13 protein-coding genes are annotated in these 15,210 nt (G+C 67.5%); 8 read left to right on the top strand and 5 right to left on the bottom strand.

Annotated features, from left to right (window positions below):
• The first annotated feature begins 66 nt into the window (after window positions 1-66).
• On the top strand, window positions 67-2,358 hold the full coding sequence (locus tag C4B30_RS08150; RefSeq protein WP_027784008.1) for an FUSC family protein: 2,292 nt from the start codon (window positions 67-69) through the stop codon (window positions 2,356-2,358).
• Window positions 2,359-2,652: 294 nt separating this feature from the next.
• Window positions 2,653-4,020, top strand: a complete 1,368-nt coding sequence (locus C4B30_RS08145; RefSeq protein ID WP_027784007.1) for an amino acid permease — start codon at window positions 2,653-2,655, stop codon at window positions 4,018-4,020.
• A 144-nt stretch (window positions 4,021-4,164) separates the two neighbouring features.
• Here the strand turns inward: C4B30_RS08145 and C4B30_RS08140 are convergent, their stop codons facing one another.
• A complete protein-coding gene (locus tag C4B30_RS08140) occupies window positions 4,165-4,326 on the bottom strand; it encodes a hypothetical protein (protein ID WP_006476417.1) in 162 nt (53 codons plus the stop codon).
• 242 nt (window positions 4,327-4,568) lie between these two features.
• On the opposite strand from C4B30_RS08140, the gene C4B30_RS08135 reads away from it, so the two are divergent.
• From C4B30_RS08135 to C4B30_RS08125, 3 genes are read left to right on the top strand one after another with little or no spacing between them, the layout of a single operon-like run.
• Window positions 4,569-5,612, top strand: a complete 1,044-nt coding sequence (locus C4B30_RS08135) for a Fe(3+) ABC transporter substrate-binding protein (RefSeq protein ID WP_027784006.1) — start codon at window positions 4,569-4,571, stop codon at window positions 5,610-5,612.
• Complete coding sequence (locus tag C4B30_RS08130) at window positions 5,602-7,290, top strand: ABC transporter permease (RefSeq protein ID WP_199779063.1); 1,689 nt, start codon at window positions 5,602-5,604, stop codon at window positions 7,288-7,290. Before C4B30_RS08135 ends, C4B30_RS08130 begins: the two co-directional genes overlap by 11 nt.
• Before the next feature lie 4 nt (window positions 7,291-7,294).
• Window positions 7,295-8,068 (top strand): ABC transporter ATP-binding protein, encoded by a 774-nt coding sequence (locus tag C4B30_RS08125; protein WP_027784004.1) that lies wholly within the window; start codon window positions 7,295-7,297, stop codon window positions 8,066-8,068.
• 31 nt (window positions 8,069-8,099) lie between these two features.
• Here C4B30_RS08125 and C4B30_RS08120 read toward each other — a convergent pair whose 3' ends face one another.
• The 4 genes from C4B30_RS08120 to C4B30_RS08105 all read right to left on the bottom strand — a co-directional run bounded on the left by C4B30_RS08120 (window position 8,100) and on the right by C4B30_RS08105 (window position 10,573).
• Window positions 8,100-8,570, bottom strand: a complete 471-nt coding sequence (locus C4B30_RS08120; protein WP_006484401.1) for an Lrp/AsnC family transcriptional regulator — start codon at window positions 8,568-8,570, stop codon at window positions 8,100-8,102.
• Between the two features lie 254 nt (window positions 8,571-8,824).
• Window positions 8,825-9,466 carry an NAD(P)-dependent oxidoreductase gene (locus C4B30_RS08115; RefSeq protein WP_027784003.1) on the bottom strand — a complete coding sequence of 214 codons (642 nt, stop codon included), beginning with the start codon at window positions 9,464-9,466 and terminating at the stop codon, window positions 8,825-8,827.
• Window positions 9,467-9,598: 132 nt separating this feature from the next.
• The gene (locus tag C4B30_RS08110) at window positions 9,599-10,054 is read right to left on the bottom strand and encodes an Rrf2 family transcriptional regulator (RefSeq protein ID WP_027784002.1); all 456 of its coding nucleotides are present in this window, start codon (window positions 10,052-10,054) and stop codon (window positions 9,599-9,601) included.
• Between the two features lie 90 nt (window positions 10,055-10,144).
• A complete protein-coding gene (locus C4B30_RS08105; RefSeq protein ID WP_089499873.1) occupies window positions 10,145-10,573 on the bottom strand; it encodes a hypothetical protein in 429 nt (142 codons plus the stop codon).
• A gap of 195 nt (window positions 10,574-10,768) precedes the next feature.
• Between C4B30_RS08105 and C4B30_RS08100 the strand changes: the two genes are divergently transcribed.
• The 3 genes from C4B30_RS08100 (at window position 10,769) to C4B30_RS08090 (ending at window position 14,709) form a co-directional block, all read left to right on the top strand.
• Window positions 10,769-11,104: a hypothetical protein gene (locus tag C4B30_RS08100; RefSeq protein WP_027784000.1), complete on the top strand. Its 336-nt coding sequence runs from the start codon at window positions 10,769-10,771 to the stop codon at window positions 11,102-11,104.
• 254 nt (window positions 11,105-11,358) lie between these two features.
• Complete coding sequence (locus C4B30_RS08095) at window positions 11,359-12,552, top strand: ammonium transporter (protein WP_027783999.1); 1,194 nt, start codon at window positions 11,359-11,361, stop codon at window positions 12,550-12,552.
• Between the two features lie 192 nt (window positions 12,553-12,744).
• Window positions 12,745-14,709: a PhoX family protein gene (locus C4B30_RS08090; protein ID WP_027783998.1), complete on the top strand. Its 1,965-nt coding sequence runs from the start codon at window positions 12,745-12,747 to the stop codon at window positions 14,707-14,709.
• The last annotated feature ends 501 nt before the right edge of the window (window positions 14,710-15,210 follow it).

Below are 15,210 nucleotides of genomic sequence, written 5' to 3'. Positions count from 1 at the left end.
TACGATAGACTCGTCGCCAGTCAATACGCCGCCCCCGGGCGTCTTCGTCTGCCATTCAGCCCATCGATGCGCTATTCGGTCGAAATCAGAAAGTTTTTCTACAGCCAGTACTTTTTCGGCGGCCTGCGGATCGCGGTCGGCGTGTCGCTGCCGGCCGTGTTGTGCCTGATCGTGTTTCACAACCGGGAGCTCGGCTTCACGATCTCGACCGGCGCGCTCGGCGCGTGCGTCGTCGACATGCCGGGCCCGCTCAAGTACAAGCACAACGAAATGCTCGCGTGCAGCGTGATCGGCTTCCTGGCCGCGCTCGCCACGGGCCTCGCGACACCGAACATCTTCGCGCTGTGGCTCACGATCGTGCCGCTCACGTTCGTGCTGTCGCTGATCGTCGTCTACGGCAACCGCTGGCCGCAGATCAGCTTCGCGACGCTCTTCATGATGGTGATGACGCTCGAGGAGAAATTCACGCCGCTGCAGGCGTTCGTCAACGCCGGCTGGATTCTCGCCGGCGGCCTCTGGTACACGTACTGGGCCACGCTCGTGTCGCAATGGCAGGCGCGCCGGATCGAGCAGCAGGCGCTGGCCGAAAGCCTGTTCGCCTGCGCCGACTACCTGCTCGCGCGCGCGCAGTTCTACGATCTCGACGCCGATCTCGACGAGTGCTACCGCAATCTGGTTGCAAAGCAGATCACCGCGGTCGAAACGCAGGAAACCGCACGCGACATCGTGCTGCGCAACCTGCCGAAGCTGCGGCGCGGCAAGCTCGATCCCGGACGCACGACGATGTACAACCTGTTCATCAACAGCGTCGACCTGCACGAGCTGTTCGTCGGCGCACACACCGACTACCCGCTGATGCGCAACACGTTCGGCGGCTCGGATCTGATCATTTTCTACCGCGACCTGATCCGCAAGGCGGCCGCCGATCTCGAGGAGATCGGCCTCGCGGTGCTCGAGAACCGCGCGCCGCATTCGCACGTCAGCGTCAAGGCCGAACTGCGCGCGATCGAGTACGAGATCGAGCTGATGCGCAAGAAGAACTTCGCGGCCACCAACGCGGAGGCGTATGCGGCCGTGCTCGCGACGTTCCGGCGCATCTGGAGCGCGACGCGCATGATCGACCGGATGCGCCGCAACCTGTCGGGCCATGCCGATCCGCAGCAAACCGAACTGAAGATCGACAAGGCGCTCACGCGCTTCCTGCAGCGCCGCCGGATGTCGCCGCTGCTGATCTTCTCGAACCTGAACATGCGCTCGCCGAGCTTCCGGCATGCGCTGCGCGTGACGATCGCCGTGGCGGTCGGCTTCTGGCTCGGCCGGCTGCTGCCGCTCACGAACGCGTACTGGATCGTGATGACCACCATCATCATCCTGAAGCCCGGCTACTCGCTGACCAAGCAGCGCAACGCGCAGCGGATCATCGGCACGCTGATCGGCTGCGCGGCGAGCATCGCGCTGATCTACACGGTGAAGGAGCCGCACCTGCTCATCGCGATCATGTTCGGGTCGATGGTGATGAGCTACAGCCTGCTGCTGTTCAACTATGCGGCAAGCGTCGTGTTCACGTCGTCGTACGTGCTGCTGATGTTCCATCTGCTCGCGCCGGGCAGCATGCGGATCATCGGCGAACGCGCGATCGACACGGTCGTCGGCTGCATGATCGCGATCGCCGCGAGCCGGCTGTTCCCGTACTGGGAATACCGGCTGATGGGCAAGCAGGTCGCCGACATGCTCACGGCGAGCCGCAAGTATTTCGAGGCCGTCTGGCGCGCCGGGCGCGGCATGTCGTCGCCGCCCGTGCCGGCCGCCGACGGTGCGGCCGTCGTTGCGGGCGTAGCCGCGGCGATCGAGACGCCTGCTGCCAGCCTCGACGACGACTACCGCTACCGCCTCGCGCGCAAGGACGTGAACATCGCGTTCGCGAACCTCGGGCAGGCGTTCCAGCGGATGATGATCGAGCCGAAGGCGCACCAGCGCTTCGTGCCCGAGTTGAACGACCTGCTCGTGCAGACGCACGTGCTCGGCGCGCAGATCACGGCCGCCGCGCCGCTGATCCGCAGCGCCTGCGCGGCCGATGGCGGCCTCGTCCACGACGACGCGTTGCAGCGCGGCCTCGCCGCCGTGCTCGACAATCTCGAGAAGGCCGAAGCCGGCGAGCCACCGCCGGCCGACCAGCTCGAAACGTCCAAGCAGATCACGCGCGATCTCGATGCGATGGTCGTGTCCGCGGAAAAATCCGATGCGGTCGGCGCCGAGCTCACGCACGACCTGAAGGTGCTCGCGCACCAGTGCAAGCAGATGCTCGCGTCGTCGCTGCTGATCCGCAAGGATGCGAGCGTGATCCGCCTGCCCGCCTGACCTCCGCCAGTCCGCGCCGGCAGGCCGGCCCGTGCACGTCGCGGCTCGGCCGCCGGCGCGCTCCTGCTCGACGATTACCCCGAAGCATGCCCCACCCGCTCCACGCGGCCCGTGCCCGCGGCGCGCGACCGCCCCACGCCCCATTCCGCTCGCCGCGCCAGTCAGGGAATACCCGATTCCGGTCACCGGGCCCGGCTTGTTATCATTCGTTCACATTCAAGTTGTATAGACAACTTGAGCCAATCGGGCCAGCCTCGCTCGCCCGGTTCGTCGCATAACGATATCGGAGACTCGATGAAAAACTTGCAGCGCCACCTGAGCGCGCGGCACATCCGCTTTCTCGCGCTGGGCTCGGCGATCGGCACGGGCCTGTTCTACGGTTCGGCGTCCGCGATCCAGCTCGCGGGCCCGGCCGTGATCCTCGCGTACCTCCTCGGCGGCGCGGCCGTCTACATGGTGATGCGCGCGCTCGGCGAAATGGCCGTGCGCGACCCCGTCGCGGGCTCGTTCGGCCACTACGCGACCGAGAACCTCGGCCCGTTCGCGGGCTTCGTCACCGGCTGGACCTACACGCTCGAAATGGTGATCGTCGCGATCGCCGACATCACCGCGTTCGGCATCTACATGGGCTTCTGGTTTCCGGATGTCCCGCAATGGATCTGGGTGCTCGGCGTCGTCGCGATCATCTGCGGGCTGAACCTGTGCCACGTGAAGGTGTTCGGCGAGCTCGAATTCTGGCTGTCGATCATCAAGGTCGGCGCGATCGTCGCGATGATCGGCGGCGGCGTCGCGATCCTGCTGACCGGCATGCGCTTCGGTCATTCGGCCGACGTGCCGACGTTCGCGAACCTGTGGAACCACGGCGGCTTCTTGCCGAACGGAATCGGCGGGCTGATCGCGTCGTTGTCGGTCGTGATCTTCGCGTATGGCGGAATCGAGGTGATCGGGATGAGCGCCGGCGAGGCGAAGGACCCGGAGCGCGTGATTCCGCGCGCGATCAACGCGGTGCCCGCGCGCATCCTGCTGTTCTACGTGCTGACGATGGTGGTGCTGATGTCGATCGGCCCGTGGACCAGCGTCGGCGGCGACGGCAGCCCGTTCGTGCAGATCTTCTCGACGCTCGGCGTGAAGTCCGCCGCGACGATCCTGAACCTCGTCGTGATCAGCGCGGCGATCTCGGCGATCAACAGCGACATCTTCGGCGCGGGCCGGATGATGTTCGGGATGGCGCGCCAGGGTCAGGCGCCGCGCGTGCTGATGACGACGTCGCGCCACGGCGTGCCGTGGGTCACGGTGCTCGTGATGGCCGGCGCGCTGCTGGTCGGCGTGCTGCTCAACTATCTGATGCCGAAGGACGTGTTCCTGGTGGTCGCCGCGATCGCGACGTTCGCGACCGTGTGGGTCTGGCTGATGATCCTGCTGTCGCAGGTGGCGATGCGTCGCCGCCTGTCGAGCGCCGAAGTCGCCGCGCTGAAGTTCAAGGTGCCGCTGTGGCCCGTTGCGCCGGCGCTGACGATCGCATTCATGGGCTTCGTGATCGTGATGCTCGGCTGGTTCGACGATACGCGCGTCGCACTGTATGTCGGCGCGGCATGGCTCGCGCTGCTCGCGGCCGTGTTCTACGCACGGATCCGCCCGAAATTCGCCCCCGCGTCACGTTGACGCACGGCTGACCTGCCCATGCGGCGCGCCGGTTCCGGCGCGCCTTCTGCTATCCGGTTGCGCGGCGCCCGTCGCGCCGGAAGCCGCGGAGCGACTCCGTTCGCCTGCCCCGCGCGCGACCCGAGCGGGCCGCGCACCGGCACCTCAGTGCGACGCCGCGCTCGCGGCCTCGGCCGGATGGGCCTCGTCGTACGCGTGCTTCTGCGAAATCGCGTTGTACAGGATCGTCCCGATCACGAGCAGCACGGCCACGACGATCAGGATGCTCACGTTGCGGACAGGGTTCTTCTTGCGCTGATCGTTCATGGTCGGGGCGATTCCGTCTAATTCGTCGAAGCCGGCATTCTACGCGCTTGCGCCCGCGCTGCACCGCCCCGTTTCCAATCCCCTCCCCCGCCTTCCCGGCCGCTTGCCGCAAGCTTTCATTTGATAATCGTTCCCATTTCGATTTAGAATCCAGAATCTTTCGATTTGTAATGTTCCGGATCGCTCGGGCGGCAGGCGCGCCCCGGAACGCTCCCTCGTCCACCTGCCCCACCGGAGTCTTCATGTCGAATCCGCGCACCCGCCTGCTGCCGCTCGCCGGCGCCCTCGCCCTGGCCGCGGCCGCCTTCGCGCCGCTTGCCCAGGCGGCCGAGGAAGTGAGCCTGTACACCACCCGCGAGCCGAAGCTGATCCAGCCGCTCATCGACGCGTTCACGAAGCAGAGCGGCGTCAAGGTCAACACGGTGTTCGTGAAGGACGGCCTGCTCGAGCGCGTGAAGGCGGAAGGCGCGCAGTCGCCGGCCGACGTGCTGATGACGGTCGACGTCGGCAACCTGCTCGACCTCGTCGACGGCGGCGTCACGCAACCGGTGCGCTCGAAGACCCTCGACGACGCGATTCCCGCGAACCTGCGCGGCACGAATGGCGACTGGTACGCGCTGTCGCTGCGCGACCGCGTGCTGTACGTCGAAAAGGACCTGAAGGTCGATGCGTTCCGCTACGAGGATCTCGCCGATCCGAAATGGAAGGGCAAGGTCTGCATCCGGTCGGGCCAGCATCCGTACAACACGGCGCTCGTCGCGGCGATGATCGCGCACGACGGCGAGGCCGCGACCGAGCAATGGTTGCGCGGCGTGAAGGCGAACCTCGCACGCAAGGCGACCGGCGGCGACCGCGACGTCGCGCGCGACATCCTCGGTGGAATCTGCGACGTCGGCCTCGCGAACGCTTACTACGTCGGCCACATGAAGAATGCGGAGCCGGGCAGCGATGCGCGCAAATGGGGCGACGCGATCAAGGTCGTGCGCCCGACGTTCGCGAACGCGAAGAGCGGCGGCACGCACGTGAACATCAGCGGCGCGACGGTGGCGAAGCATGCGCCGCACAAGGCCAGTGCGGTGAAGCTGCTCGAGTACCTGGTATCGCCGGAAGCGCAGGCGTTGTACGCGCAGGCGAACTACGAATATCCGGTGCGCGCGAACGTGAAGCTCGACCCGGTGATCGCGAGCTTCGGCACGCTGAAGGTCGACCCGTTGCCGCTCGCGGAGATCGCGAAGCATCGCAAGCAGGCGAGCCAGCTGGTCGACAAGGTCGGCTTTGACAACTGACGCATCGCCTGCCCGCGCCTACCGCGCGCCGCGTCGATCGCTGCCGCGGCCGCGCGCGGGCAGCCTGTGGCTGCTCGCGGCGCTGGCGATCGCCGCGGCTGTCGCGGCACCGCTCGCGGTGCTCGTGGCCGCCGCGTTCGACGCCGATCTCGCGCACTGGCGGCATCTCGCCGAATTCGTGCTGCCGCAGGCGCTCGTCAATACGCTGCTGCTGCTCGCCGGCGTCGGCACGATCGTGTCGCTCGTCGGCACGGGCTGCGCATGGCTCGTCACCGCCTACGATTTTCCCGGCCGCCGGATCCTGACCTGGGCGCTGCTGCTGCCGCTCGCGGTGCCCACCTACATCGTCGCATTCGCGTATCTCGACCTGCTGCATCCGATCGGCCCCGTGCAGGGTGCGATTCGCTGGCTGCTCGGCTTCGACAGCCCGCGGCAGTTCCGCCTGCCCGATCTGCGCTCGCTGCCCGGCGCGATCTTCGTGCTCGGCTTCGTGCTGTATCCGTACGTCTATCTGAGCACGCGCGCGATGTTCGTCACGCAGTCCGCGAGCCTGCTCGAGGCCGCGCGCACGCTCGGCGCCGGCCGCCTCGCGACGTTCTGGCGCGTCGTGGTGCCGCTTGCCCGGCCCGCGATCGCGGTCGGCGTGAGTCTCGCGCTGCTCGAAACGCTGAACGATATCGGCGCGTCGGAATTTCTCGGCGTGCAGACGCTGACCGTGTCCGTCTATACGACGTGGATCACGCGCTCCGATCTCGCCGGCGCCGCGCAGATCGCGCTTGCGATGCTCGCGATCGTCGTCGGCATGATCGCGCTCGAACGCTATGGGCGCCGCCGCCAGCGCTACGCGCATGGCCGACGCATGCGGCCGATCGCGCCGCGCCGCCTGACCGGCGCGGCCGCGCTGGGCGCCGCGGCGCTCGGCTGGCTGCCCGTCCTGCTCGGCTTCGGTGCGCCGGCCGCCTATCTCGCGGTCGAGACCGGCAAGCGGCTGCACCTCGTCGGCGGCGTGTCCGCGCAACTGATGACGGGGCTCGCGAACACGCTGACGATCGCGACCGCCGCCACCGTCGCGACGCTCGCGTGCGGGCTCGTCGTCGCGTGGGCCGCCCGCGCGCAGCGCGACAGCGCGCGGGCGGGCCCTGCCCGCCTGTGCGCGCGGATCGCGAGCCTCGGCTACGCGGTGCCGGGCACCGTCCTCGCGATCGGCCTGCTGATCCCGTTCGCGGCGGCCGACCGGCTGTTCGGCGCGGCGCTCGGCCGCGACGGGCTGCTGCTGATGGGCTCGGCGACCGCGCTCGTGATCGCCTATACCGTGCGATTCCTCGCGATCCCGGCAGGCGGCATCGAGGCCGGCCTCGCGCGCATTCCGCCGTCGCTCGAACAGGCCGCGCGCTCGCTCGGCGAGACGGCCGGCGGCACGTTGCGCCGTGTCCATCTGCCGCTGCTGCGGCCCGCGCTCACGACGAGCGCGCTGCTGGTGTTCGTCGACGCGATGAAGGAGCTGCCGGCCACGCTGCTGCTGCGCCCGTTGAACTTCGACACGCTCGCGACCTGGCTGTATGCGGAAGCCGCGCGCGGCACCTATGAAGAAGGCGCGGTCGCCGCGCTCGCGATCGTGCTGGCCGGGCTCGTGCCCGTGATCCTGCTCGCTCGCACCCGCCACAAGATCGGAGCCTGACACCGTGAACCTGCTCGAACTCGACGACCTCTGCGTCGCCTACGACACGCCGCACGGCCGCCGCACCGTGGTCGACGGCCTGAGCCTCGCGCTGCCGCGCGGTGACATCGGCTGCCTGCTCGGCGCGTCCGGCTGCGGCAAGACCACCGTCCTGCGCGCGATCGCCGGTTTCGAGCCGGTGCGCATGGGGCGCATCGTGCTGGACGGCACGCCCGTCGCGGCGCCGTCGCTCGATCTGCCGCCCGAGCGGCGGCGCATCGGCATGATGTTCCAGGATTACGCGCTGTTCCCGCACCTGAGCACGGCCGACAACGTCGCGTTCGGCCTGCGGCGCATGCCGAAGACCGAGCGGCGCCTGCGCGTCGCGCAGATGCTCGAACTCGTCGGCCTCGCCGATTCCGGCGACGCGTATCCGCATGAACTGTCGGGCGGCCAGCAGCAGCGCGTCGCCCTCGCGCGCGCACTCGCGCCGTCGCCGGAACTGCTGCTGCTCGACGAACCGTTCTCGAATCTCGACGTCGATACGCGCGAGCGGCTCGCGTTCGAGCTGCGCGACATCCTGAAGCAGACGGGCCACACCGCGATCCTCGTCACGCACAATCAGGCGGAAGCATTCGCGATCGCCGACCGGATCGGCGTGATGAAGGACGGCCAGCTCGCACAATGGGATACGCCGTACGCGCTGCACCATCATCCGGCCAGTCCGTTCGTCGCGGATTTCGTGCGCCGCGACGCACTGGCCGACGAGCGCGCACGCGCGCTCGCGCGCGGCCGCTGAAGCCGCGCCGCCGGCGCGACGGCCCTGCCCGTCAGGCGGGCTCGGCCAGATCGCGCACGGGCAGCGCGGTCGAATACTTGATCTGCTCCATCGCGAACGACGAACTGACGTCGAACAGCGGCACCGTGCGAATCAGCTGCTTGTAGACGCGGTCGTAGTCGTCGATCCCAGCCACGACGACGCGCAGCAGGTAGTCGGTCTCGCCGCTCATCCGGTAGACCTCGACCACTTCCGGCATGTCGCGCACCGCCTGCGTGAAACGCTGCGCCCATTCCTCCGTGTGCTGGTTCGTGCGGATCGCGACGAACACGGTCGTGCCGACCCCGAGCTTGCGCGGATCGCACAGCGCGACCTGCGCGCGAATCGCGCCGGTTTCCTTCAGCCGCTGCACGCGCTTCCAGCACGGCGTCTGCGACAGATTCACGCGCTGTGCCAGCTCCGCGATCGGCAGCGTGGCATCCGCCTGCAGCAGCTCCAGCAGCTTGCGATCGATGGCGTCCATTTCTCCATTCCCTCGTCGATAGAAATTTATTCTATTCATCCTGCCCAACGGGGAACAATATGAAAACTGCCTCGTTGCGTCGACCGGTGTAAATACCGATCCGTCGTGCACACGACGCTTTCGCCGCGCACTCGCCGCGCCAAATGAAACAGGCGACGCCACCCGGGAGGGCGGAATCGCCTGAAATTGCCGCGCGTCGCGGCTTGCACGTCGCGCGCCGGCCGGCGCTTACCCGCCGCCGGCCGTCATGCCGCTCAATACGCGACCGTCGCGATCTCGCGCACGAAGCTGTCCTGCTCGACGGCGTCGACGAACGCAGCCGCGTAGTCTTCCGCCGAGATCTTGCTGTTGCCTTGGGCGTCCGCGATCAGCTTGCCGACGCCCGTGCGGAACGCGCCCGTGCGCTCGCCCGGCGCGATCAGCGCGGCCGGCGCGAAGAAGGTCCAGTCGAGATCGGCGACCGTCTTCAGGTAGTCGAGCGCGTCGCGGTGCGCGAGCGCGACCGCCTTGTACGCGTCCGGGAAACCTTCGGTGTCGACGAGCTGCTTGCCCGGCGCGACTTCGAGCGAACCGGCGCCGCCCACCACGACGAGCCGCTTCAAACCGGCCTGACGCGTGCCGGCGACCAGCGCCTTCGCGACCGCGACGACCTGCGCCGCATCTTCCTGCTTCGGGCCGTACGCGCTTGCGACGACGTCATGGCCCGGCAGCGCGGCCGCGATGCTGGCGGCGTCGAACAGATCGGCTGCCTTCGCGGTGATGCCGTCGCCGGATGCGCCCGGACGGCGCGACAGCGCCGTGACGCGGTGGCCGCGCCGCACGGCTTCCGCCGCGATGCGCGAGCCGATCATGCCGGTGGCGCCGAACAGCGCGATATTCAACGAACGTTGCGTCATATCGATTCTCCAGAAATAAAAATATGTAACACAGTTAATTACACATAAGACCGAAAAAAACGGGGCGAAGCCCCCGTTGCGCCGATCGCCACGCATGCGCGCCGCCCGGCTTCCTGCTCTGCCCGCCGTCGATCACCCGCCGGCGCGCGCCGCCCGTTGCGTACGCTGTTCCAGGTCCAGCATGTCGGCCGTCACGTCGACCAGCGTGCGCGTGGCAAGCGAAGCCTCCATCGCGCGCTGCGCGTCGCCGATATAGCCGGTCAGCACGCCCTGGATGTGCCGCCCGACGAGACACGCCGGATTCGGCGCCTCGCGGTGCAGCGCGAACAGTTGCGCATCGTCGACCGCGCGATACACGTCGAGCAGCGTGATCTCGGCAGGCTCGCGCGCCAGCAGCGCACCGCCGCCCGCACCGAGCTGCGACGTGGTCAGCCCCGCTGCCGCCAGCATCGACAACAACCGGCGAATCAGCGCCGGATTCGTATTCACGCTGCCCGCGATGATGTCGGACGACAACGGCACGCCTTCCTGCATCGACAGCAAGGCGAGCACGTGAACGGCAAACGCGAACCGGCTGCTGGTATTCATTCGTGACTCACTCGGCGACGCCGGCCCGACCCGCACCCGGCGACATGTGTAACCATCATAATTACATTTTGAGGATCGTGCAAGCCCGCGTCATTCGCCGCTCGCGGGCTTCGCCCCCGAGGCGTTCTGCTGGCTCCACTGCTGGAGTTTCTTGCCGGCTTCGGCGATCTTCGCGCCCGCTTCGGAAGCCGCATGCGCGACGACGGCGGACGCCGCCGCATCGATCTGCGCCTGCGCGGCCGACGCGAGGCCGCTTGCGGACAACGGCGGCACGGCCGACGCCGCGGATGCGAGGCCCGCCTTCGCCGCGTTGATCTGTTGATTGACGGTGCTCGCCACCTGGTCGAGCGCCTTGGCGGCATTGTTCGCCGCATCGGCGGCCGCGCTCGCGGCCGTATCGGGTTGCGCGGCCGGCGTGCCGGACTTCTCGCAACCCGCGAGCAACAGCAGCGCACCGGCGGCTACCGCCGCCAGCACGGACCCGGGCACGCGACGCGCCCGCGATGTCTTCATGTTCATCAGCAATCTCCGGTCGCGCGTTGCGCGACCTCGTGGTTGGACCGGTGTCGATGATACCGCCTGTGGAACAGGCTCAATGACGACCCATCATTAAAAATCCCTTTCAATTTCGGACTCGTCTGATTCAATCGCAGGCGCCACGCCTCTAAAGTGGGCACGCTGCAATTCGCTTCGTCCGTGCCCCTTTTCCTCGTCATGGCTTTCCTCGTCGACTGGCTCATCGCCCTGGCCGCGCTGCTCGCCGCCACCCTGTTCCTGTGCCTGCGCGCGCCGTCGGCGCGCCGCCTCGCCGAATCCGGGCGTCCGCGCCGCATCGCATGCGCGCGCCTGCTCACGCAGGCCGTGATCGGTTTCTGGACCGCCGCGCTGATCGTCGCACAAGGCATCCTTGGCGCCGACGGCGACGGTCAGTCCGTCGCGGGCTTCGCGGCGCTCGCGGTCGCCGCGCTCGGGCTGGCGACCGTCGCCGCCTACTGGTCGGCGTGCGCGCTGCGGCTGCGCCGGCCGCCCGCGCTGTTCGCGCGCCACTGACGCGCCAGATCGGTGCACGGCAACGCATCGCCGCGCACCGCTTCATTCGTCGCACGCACCGGTTCGGCACGCGACGCACCACACGCGTGCACCCGGCACGGTCCTTCACCGGCGTCCAGCACGCCCCGATCCCGTGCACGATTCACCGGAATGCCGCATCGCGCCGTATCCGAGCACCAATTCCACGCAGTCGTTCACCAGATTGGCTCGATACTTGCATTCCTTGCCCGTTTTTTGCGCAAGGAAGCTAGAGCATGGATGGTCTGAAATCCGGCGTCGACACACTGTTCCTGTTGATCGGCGCCGTCATGGTGCTCGCGATGCACGCGGGCTTTGCATTTCTCGAGCTCGGCACGGTCCGCAAGAAGAACCAGGTCAACGCGCTCGTGAAGATCCTGGTCGACTTCTCGGTGTCGACGCTCGCGTATTTCTTCATCGGCTACACGATCGCGTACGGCGTCGAATTCTTCGACGACATCGGCACGCTGTCGCAGCACAACGGCTATGCGCTCGTGCGCTTCTTCTTCCTGCTGACGTTCGCGGCGGCGATCCCGGCGATCGTGTCCGGCGGTATCGCCGAGCGCGCGAAGTTCAACCCGCAACTCGTCGCGACGCTGATCATCGTCGGCTTCATCTATCCGTTCTTCGAAGGGATCGCCTGGAACGAACGCTTCGGCGTGCAGGCCTGGCTCACGCATGCGTTCGGTGCGCCGTTCCACGACTTCGCGGGCTCGGTCGTCGTGCATGCGTTCGGCGGCTGGGTCGCACTGCCGGCCGTGCTGCTGCTCGGCGCGCGCCACGGCCGCTATGCGAAGGATGGCCGGATCGCCGCGCACCCGCCGTCGAACATCCCGTTTCTCGCGCTCGGCGCATGGGTGCTCGCGGTCGGCTGGTTCGGCTTCAACGTGATGAGCGCGCAGACGCTCGACAAGATCAGCGGCCTCGTCGCGGTGAACTCGCTGATGGCGATGGTCGGCGGCACGCTCGCGGCGTGGATGGCCGGCCGCAACGACCCGGGCTTCACCTACAACGGGCCGCTCGCGGGCCTCGTCGCGGTATGCGCGGGCTCCGACGTGATGCACCCGATCGGCGCGCTCGTCACGGGCACCGCGGCCGGTGCGCTGTTCGTCGCGATGTTCACCTGCGTGCAGAACCGCTGGCGCATCGACGACGTGCTCGGCGTCTGGCCGCTGCACGGGATGTGCGGCGCGCTCGGCGGTCTCGCGGCCGGCGTGTTCGGGCTGCCCGCGCTCGGCGGTCTCGGCGGCGTGTCGTTCCTGTCGCAGCTCGTCGGCACGCTCGGCGGCATCGCGATCGCGACCGCGGGCGGCACGCTCGTCTACGGCGCGTTGAAGGCGACCGTGGGCCTGCGTCTCGATCGCGAAGCCGAATTCGACGGCGCCGACCTGTCGATCCACCGCATCTCGGCCACACCCGAGCGCGATTGAGCGCGAGCGAGCATCCGAGGGGCATCCAGCGGGCCGCCTGACGGAGGCCCGACGCATCATTACGTTTTCAATTCAAAAAACTTTCATCTAGCATCCCTACACTTCGGTCCAGATTTCAACTTGCCTTCGCGAAGCTTGCTGCTCGCCAGTGTCGCGAAGGCCATTCTTCCAACAACCGAAACTGGACTCCACATGCCCGCGTTGCCCAATGCTGCCCGTCGTCAGGCCCTGAAGATCCTCGCCGGCGCGCCGATGCTCCCCCTTTCCGGCCTCGCGCTGCCGGCCCTGCTGACGGGTTGCGGCGGCGACGACGATCCCGCGTCCACGCCGGCCCCGGTCGCCGCCGCCTATACGTCGGCGGCGTTCTCGGCGATGACCGCGCCGACGCTCGACAACGCGGCCGCGATGGCCACGACGACGGTCGGCTCGACGCTGTCGGTGTCGTTCTCGGACGGCTCGTCGCGCAATTTCAAGCTCGCGTACCGGCCGTTCTTCGTGACGGGCGACATGGTGCCGGACGGCAACGGCGGCACGACGCTCGCGGGCGGCTACTACGACATCAACAACCAGCCGATCGTCGATCGCTCGGTGGCCGGCAAGGAGCGCCAGTTCTATTCCGACTGCCCGGACGGCAGCTCGCTGCTGACGCTGAGGAACGCGAACGTGCCCGGCGTGAAAGGCAACACGGTGTTCGCGGTCGTGCAGTTCGAATATGCGACGCGCGACCAGGCCAGCGCGTCGCAGTACGGCCAGCTGCCGTCGCCGATCGCCGTGCTCACGCTCGACCAGGATCCGGCCACCGGCGCGCTGAAGGTCGTGAAGTACCACAACGTCGACACGTCGAAGGCGCACGGCCTGTGGATCACTTGCGGCGCGAGCCTGTCGCCGTGGGGCACGCACCTGTCGAGCGAGGAATACGAGCCGGATGCGACGAAGGTCGCGACCGACGCGCAGTTCAAGGCGTTCAGCAAGAACACGTTCGGCGACGAGACGAAGGCGAACCCCTACCACTACGGCCACCTGCCCGAGATCACCGTGAACCCGGACGGCACCGGCACCGTGAAGAAGCACTACTGCCTCGGTCGCATCTCGCACGAGCTGATCCAGGTGATGCCGGACCAGCGCACCGTGATGATGGGCGACGACGCCACCAACGGCGGCCTGTTCATGTTCGTCGCCGACAAGGCGGCCGACCTGTCGGCCGGCACGCTGTACGTCGCGAAGTGGACGCAGACGTCGTCGGCCGGCGCGGGCACCGCGACGCTCACGTGGATCAGGATCGGCCACGCGACCAGCAGCGAAATCGAAACGCTCGCGAACACGCTGAAGGCATCGGACATCATGGACCTGGTGACCGCCGATCCGAACGACGCGAGCTACACGAAGATCCACTTCGGCGGCAAGTTCAACTGGATGCGCGTGAAGCCGGGGATGGAAAAGGCGGCCGCGTTCCTCGAGACGCACCGCTACGCGGCGCTGCTCGGCGGCAGCATGGCGTTCACGAAGCTCGAAGGCACGACCGTGAACGCGAAGGACAAGATCGTCTACACGGCGATGTCGCGGATCGAAACGTCGATGGTCAAGGGCAACGCGGTGTCGCGCGACGTCGCGGTCGACAAGAAGATCGCCGCGGGCGCCGTCTACGCGCTGAACCTGAAGGCCGGCCAGCGCGACACGACGGGCGGCGCGATCGACAGCGAATGGGTGCCGGTCGACATGGGCGCGCCGGCCGCGCTGGTCGGCGAGGACCTCGCCGCGGCCGACGCGCTCGGCAACCTCGCGAACCCGGACAAGATCGCGAACCCGGACAACCTGAAGTTCTCCGAAAAGCTGCGCACGCTGTTCATCGGCGAAGACTCGGGGATGCACGTGAACAACTTCCTGTGGGCCTACAACGTCGACACGAAGTCGCTCGCGCGCGTGCTGTCGTGCCCGGCCGGCGCCGAATCGACGGGCCTGCACGCCGTCGACGAGATCAACGGCTGGACGTACATCATGAGCAACTTCCAGCATGCGGGCGATTGGGAATCGCCGCTGCACGACAAGGTCAAGCCGACGCTCGACCCACTCGTGCGCGCGAACTACAAGGATCGCTTCGGCGCCAGCGTCGGCTACCTGACGGCCGAGCAGACCAGCATCAAGCTCGCGAAGGGCTAAAGGCCGCGCGCGAGGGGGGCATTGCCCCTGGCCGGGCGCCCCTAGCCGGGCGTCTTTTCTTCATCACCGTTCATTCGTCGGCGCTCCACGCCGTTTCACGCGCGATGCCCATTGCGGGCATCGCGCTTTTTTTTGCGTGCGGGGATTTCGTGCAAGCGGCGTAAATCGCGCATGCAAGCAGCCGTGAAACTGGCCCGGACGGGCGTTTGCGGCGATCGGAGGATAATACGGGCCTGACGTCCGGGCGGACAGTCGGAAAACGGGCAAAAAAAAGCGCCACGGAGACCGTGGCGCTAAAAAAGTTCTAGCCATTCCGAGGGCCGTGCTAGAACCTGAGAGACTGCGCGAAACATCGTTGCCGGTTAAACTCTTGAAACGATGTTTCGAAAACGTGAGACATTCTTTCCGTTTCCGCCCGACAAGTCAAGCGGTATTTGCACCGGCTCATGCACTTTCCGGTCATGCTCATTTGAGCGTTTTCCCAATAAACCAAGGGTGAAC

The organism is Burkholderia sp. BE12 (assembly GCF_002959955.1).
Taxonomy (GTDB): Bacteria; Pseudomonadota; Gammaproteobacteria; order Burkholderiales; family Burkholderiaceae; genus Burkholderia.
This window is presented reverse-complemented; position numbering and strand designations above follow the sequence as displayed.

Bases quoted from the DNA above. Each gene is read 5' to 3' on its own strand.
- C4B30_RS08150 (WP_027784008.1), top strand. From the start codon at position 67: ATGCGCTATTCGGTCGAAATCAGAAAGTTTTTCTACAGCCAGTACTTT.
- C4B30_RS08145 (WP_027784007.1), top strand. From the start codon at position 2,653: ATGAAAAACTTGCAGCGCCACCTGAGCGCGCGGCACATCCGCTTTCTC.
- C4B30_RS08140 (WP_006476417.1), bottom strand. From the start codon at position 4,326: ATGAACGATCAGCGCAAGAAGAACCCTGTCCGCAACGTGAGCATCCTG.
- C4B30_RS08135 (WP_027784006.1), top strand. From the start codon at position 4,569: ATGTCGAATCCGCGCACCCGCCTGCTGCCGCTCGCCGGCGCCCTCGCC.
- C4B30_RS08120 (WP_006484401.1), bottom strand. From the start codon at position 8,570: ATGGACGCCATCGATCGCAAGCTGCTGGAGCTGCTGCAGGCGGATGCC.
- C4B30_RS08115 (WP_027784003.1), bottom strand. From the start codon at position 9,466: ATGACGCAACGTTCGTTGAATATCGCGCTGTTCGGCGCCACCGGCATG.
- C4B30_RS08110 (WP_027784002.1), bottom strand. From the start codon at position 10,054: ATGAATACCAGCAGCCGGTTCGCGTTTGCCGTTCACGTGCTCGCCTTG.
- C4B30_RS08105 (WP_089499873.1), bottom strand. From the start codon at position 10,573: ATGAACATGAAGACATCGCGGGCGCGTCGCGTGCCCGGGTCCGTGCTG.
- C4B30_RS08100 (WP_027784000.1), top strand. From the start codon at position 10,769: ATGGCTTTCCTCGTCGACTGGCTCATCGCCCTGGCCGCGCTGCTCGCC.
- C4B30_RS08095 (WP_027783999.1), top strand. From the start codon at position 11,359: ATGGATGGTCTGAAATCCGGCGTCGACACACTGTTCCTGTTGATCGGC.
- C4B30_RS08090 (WP_027783998.1), top strand. From the start codon at position 12,745: ATGCCCGCGTTGCCCAATGCTGCCCGTCGTCAGGCCCTGAAGATCCTC.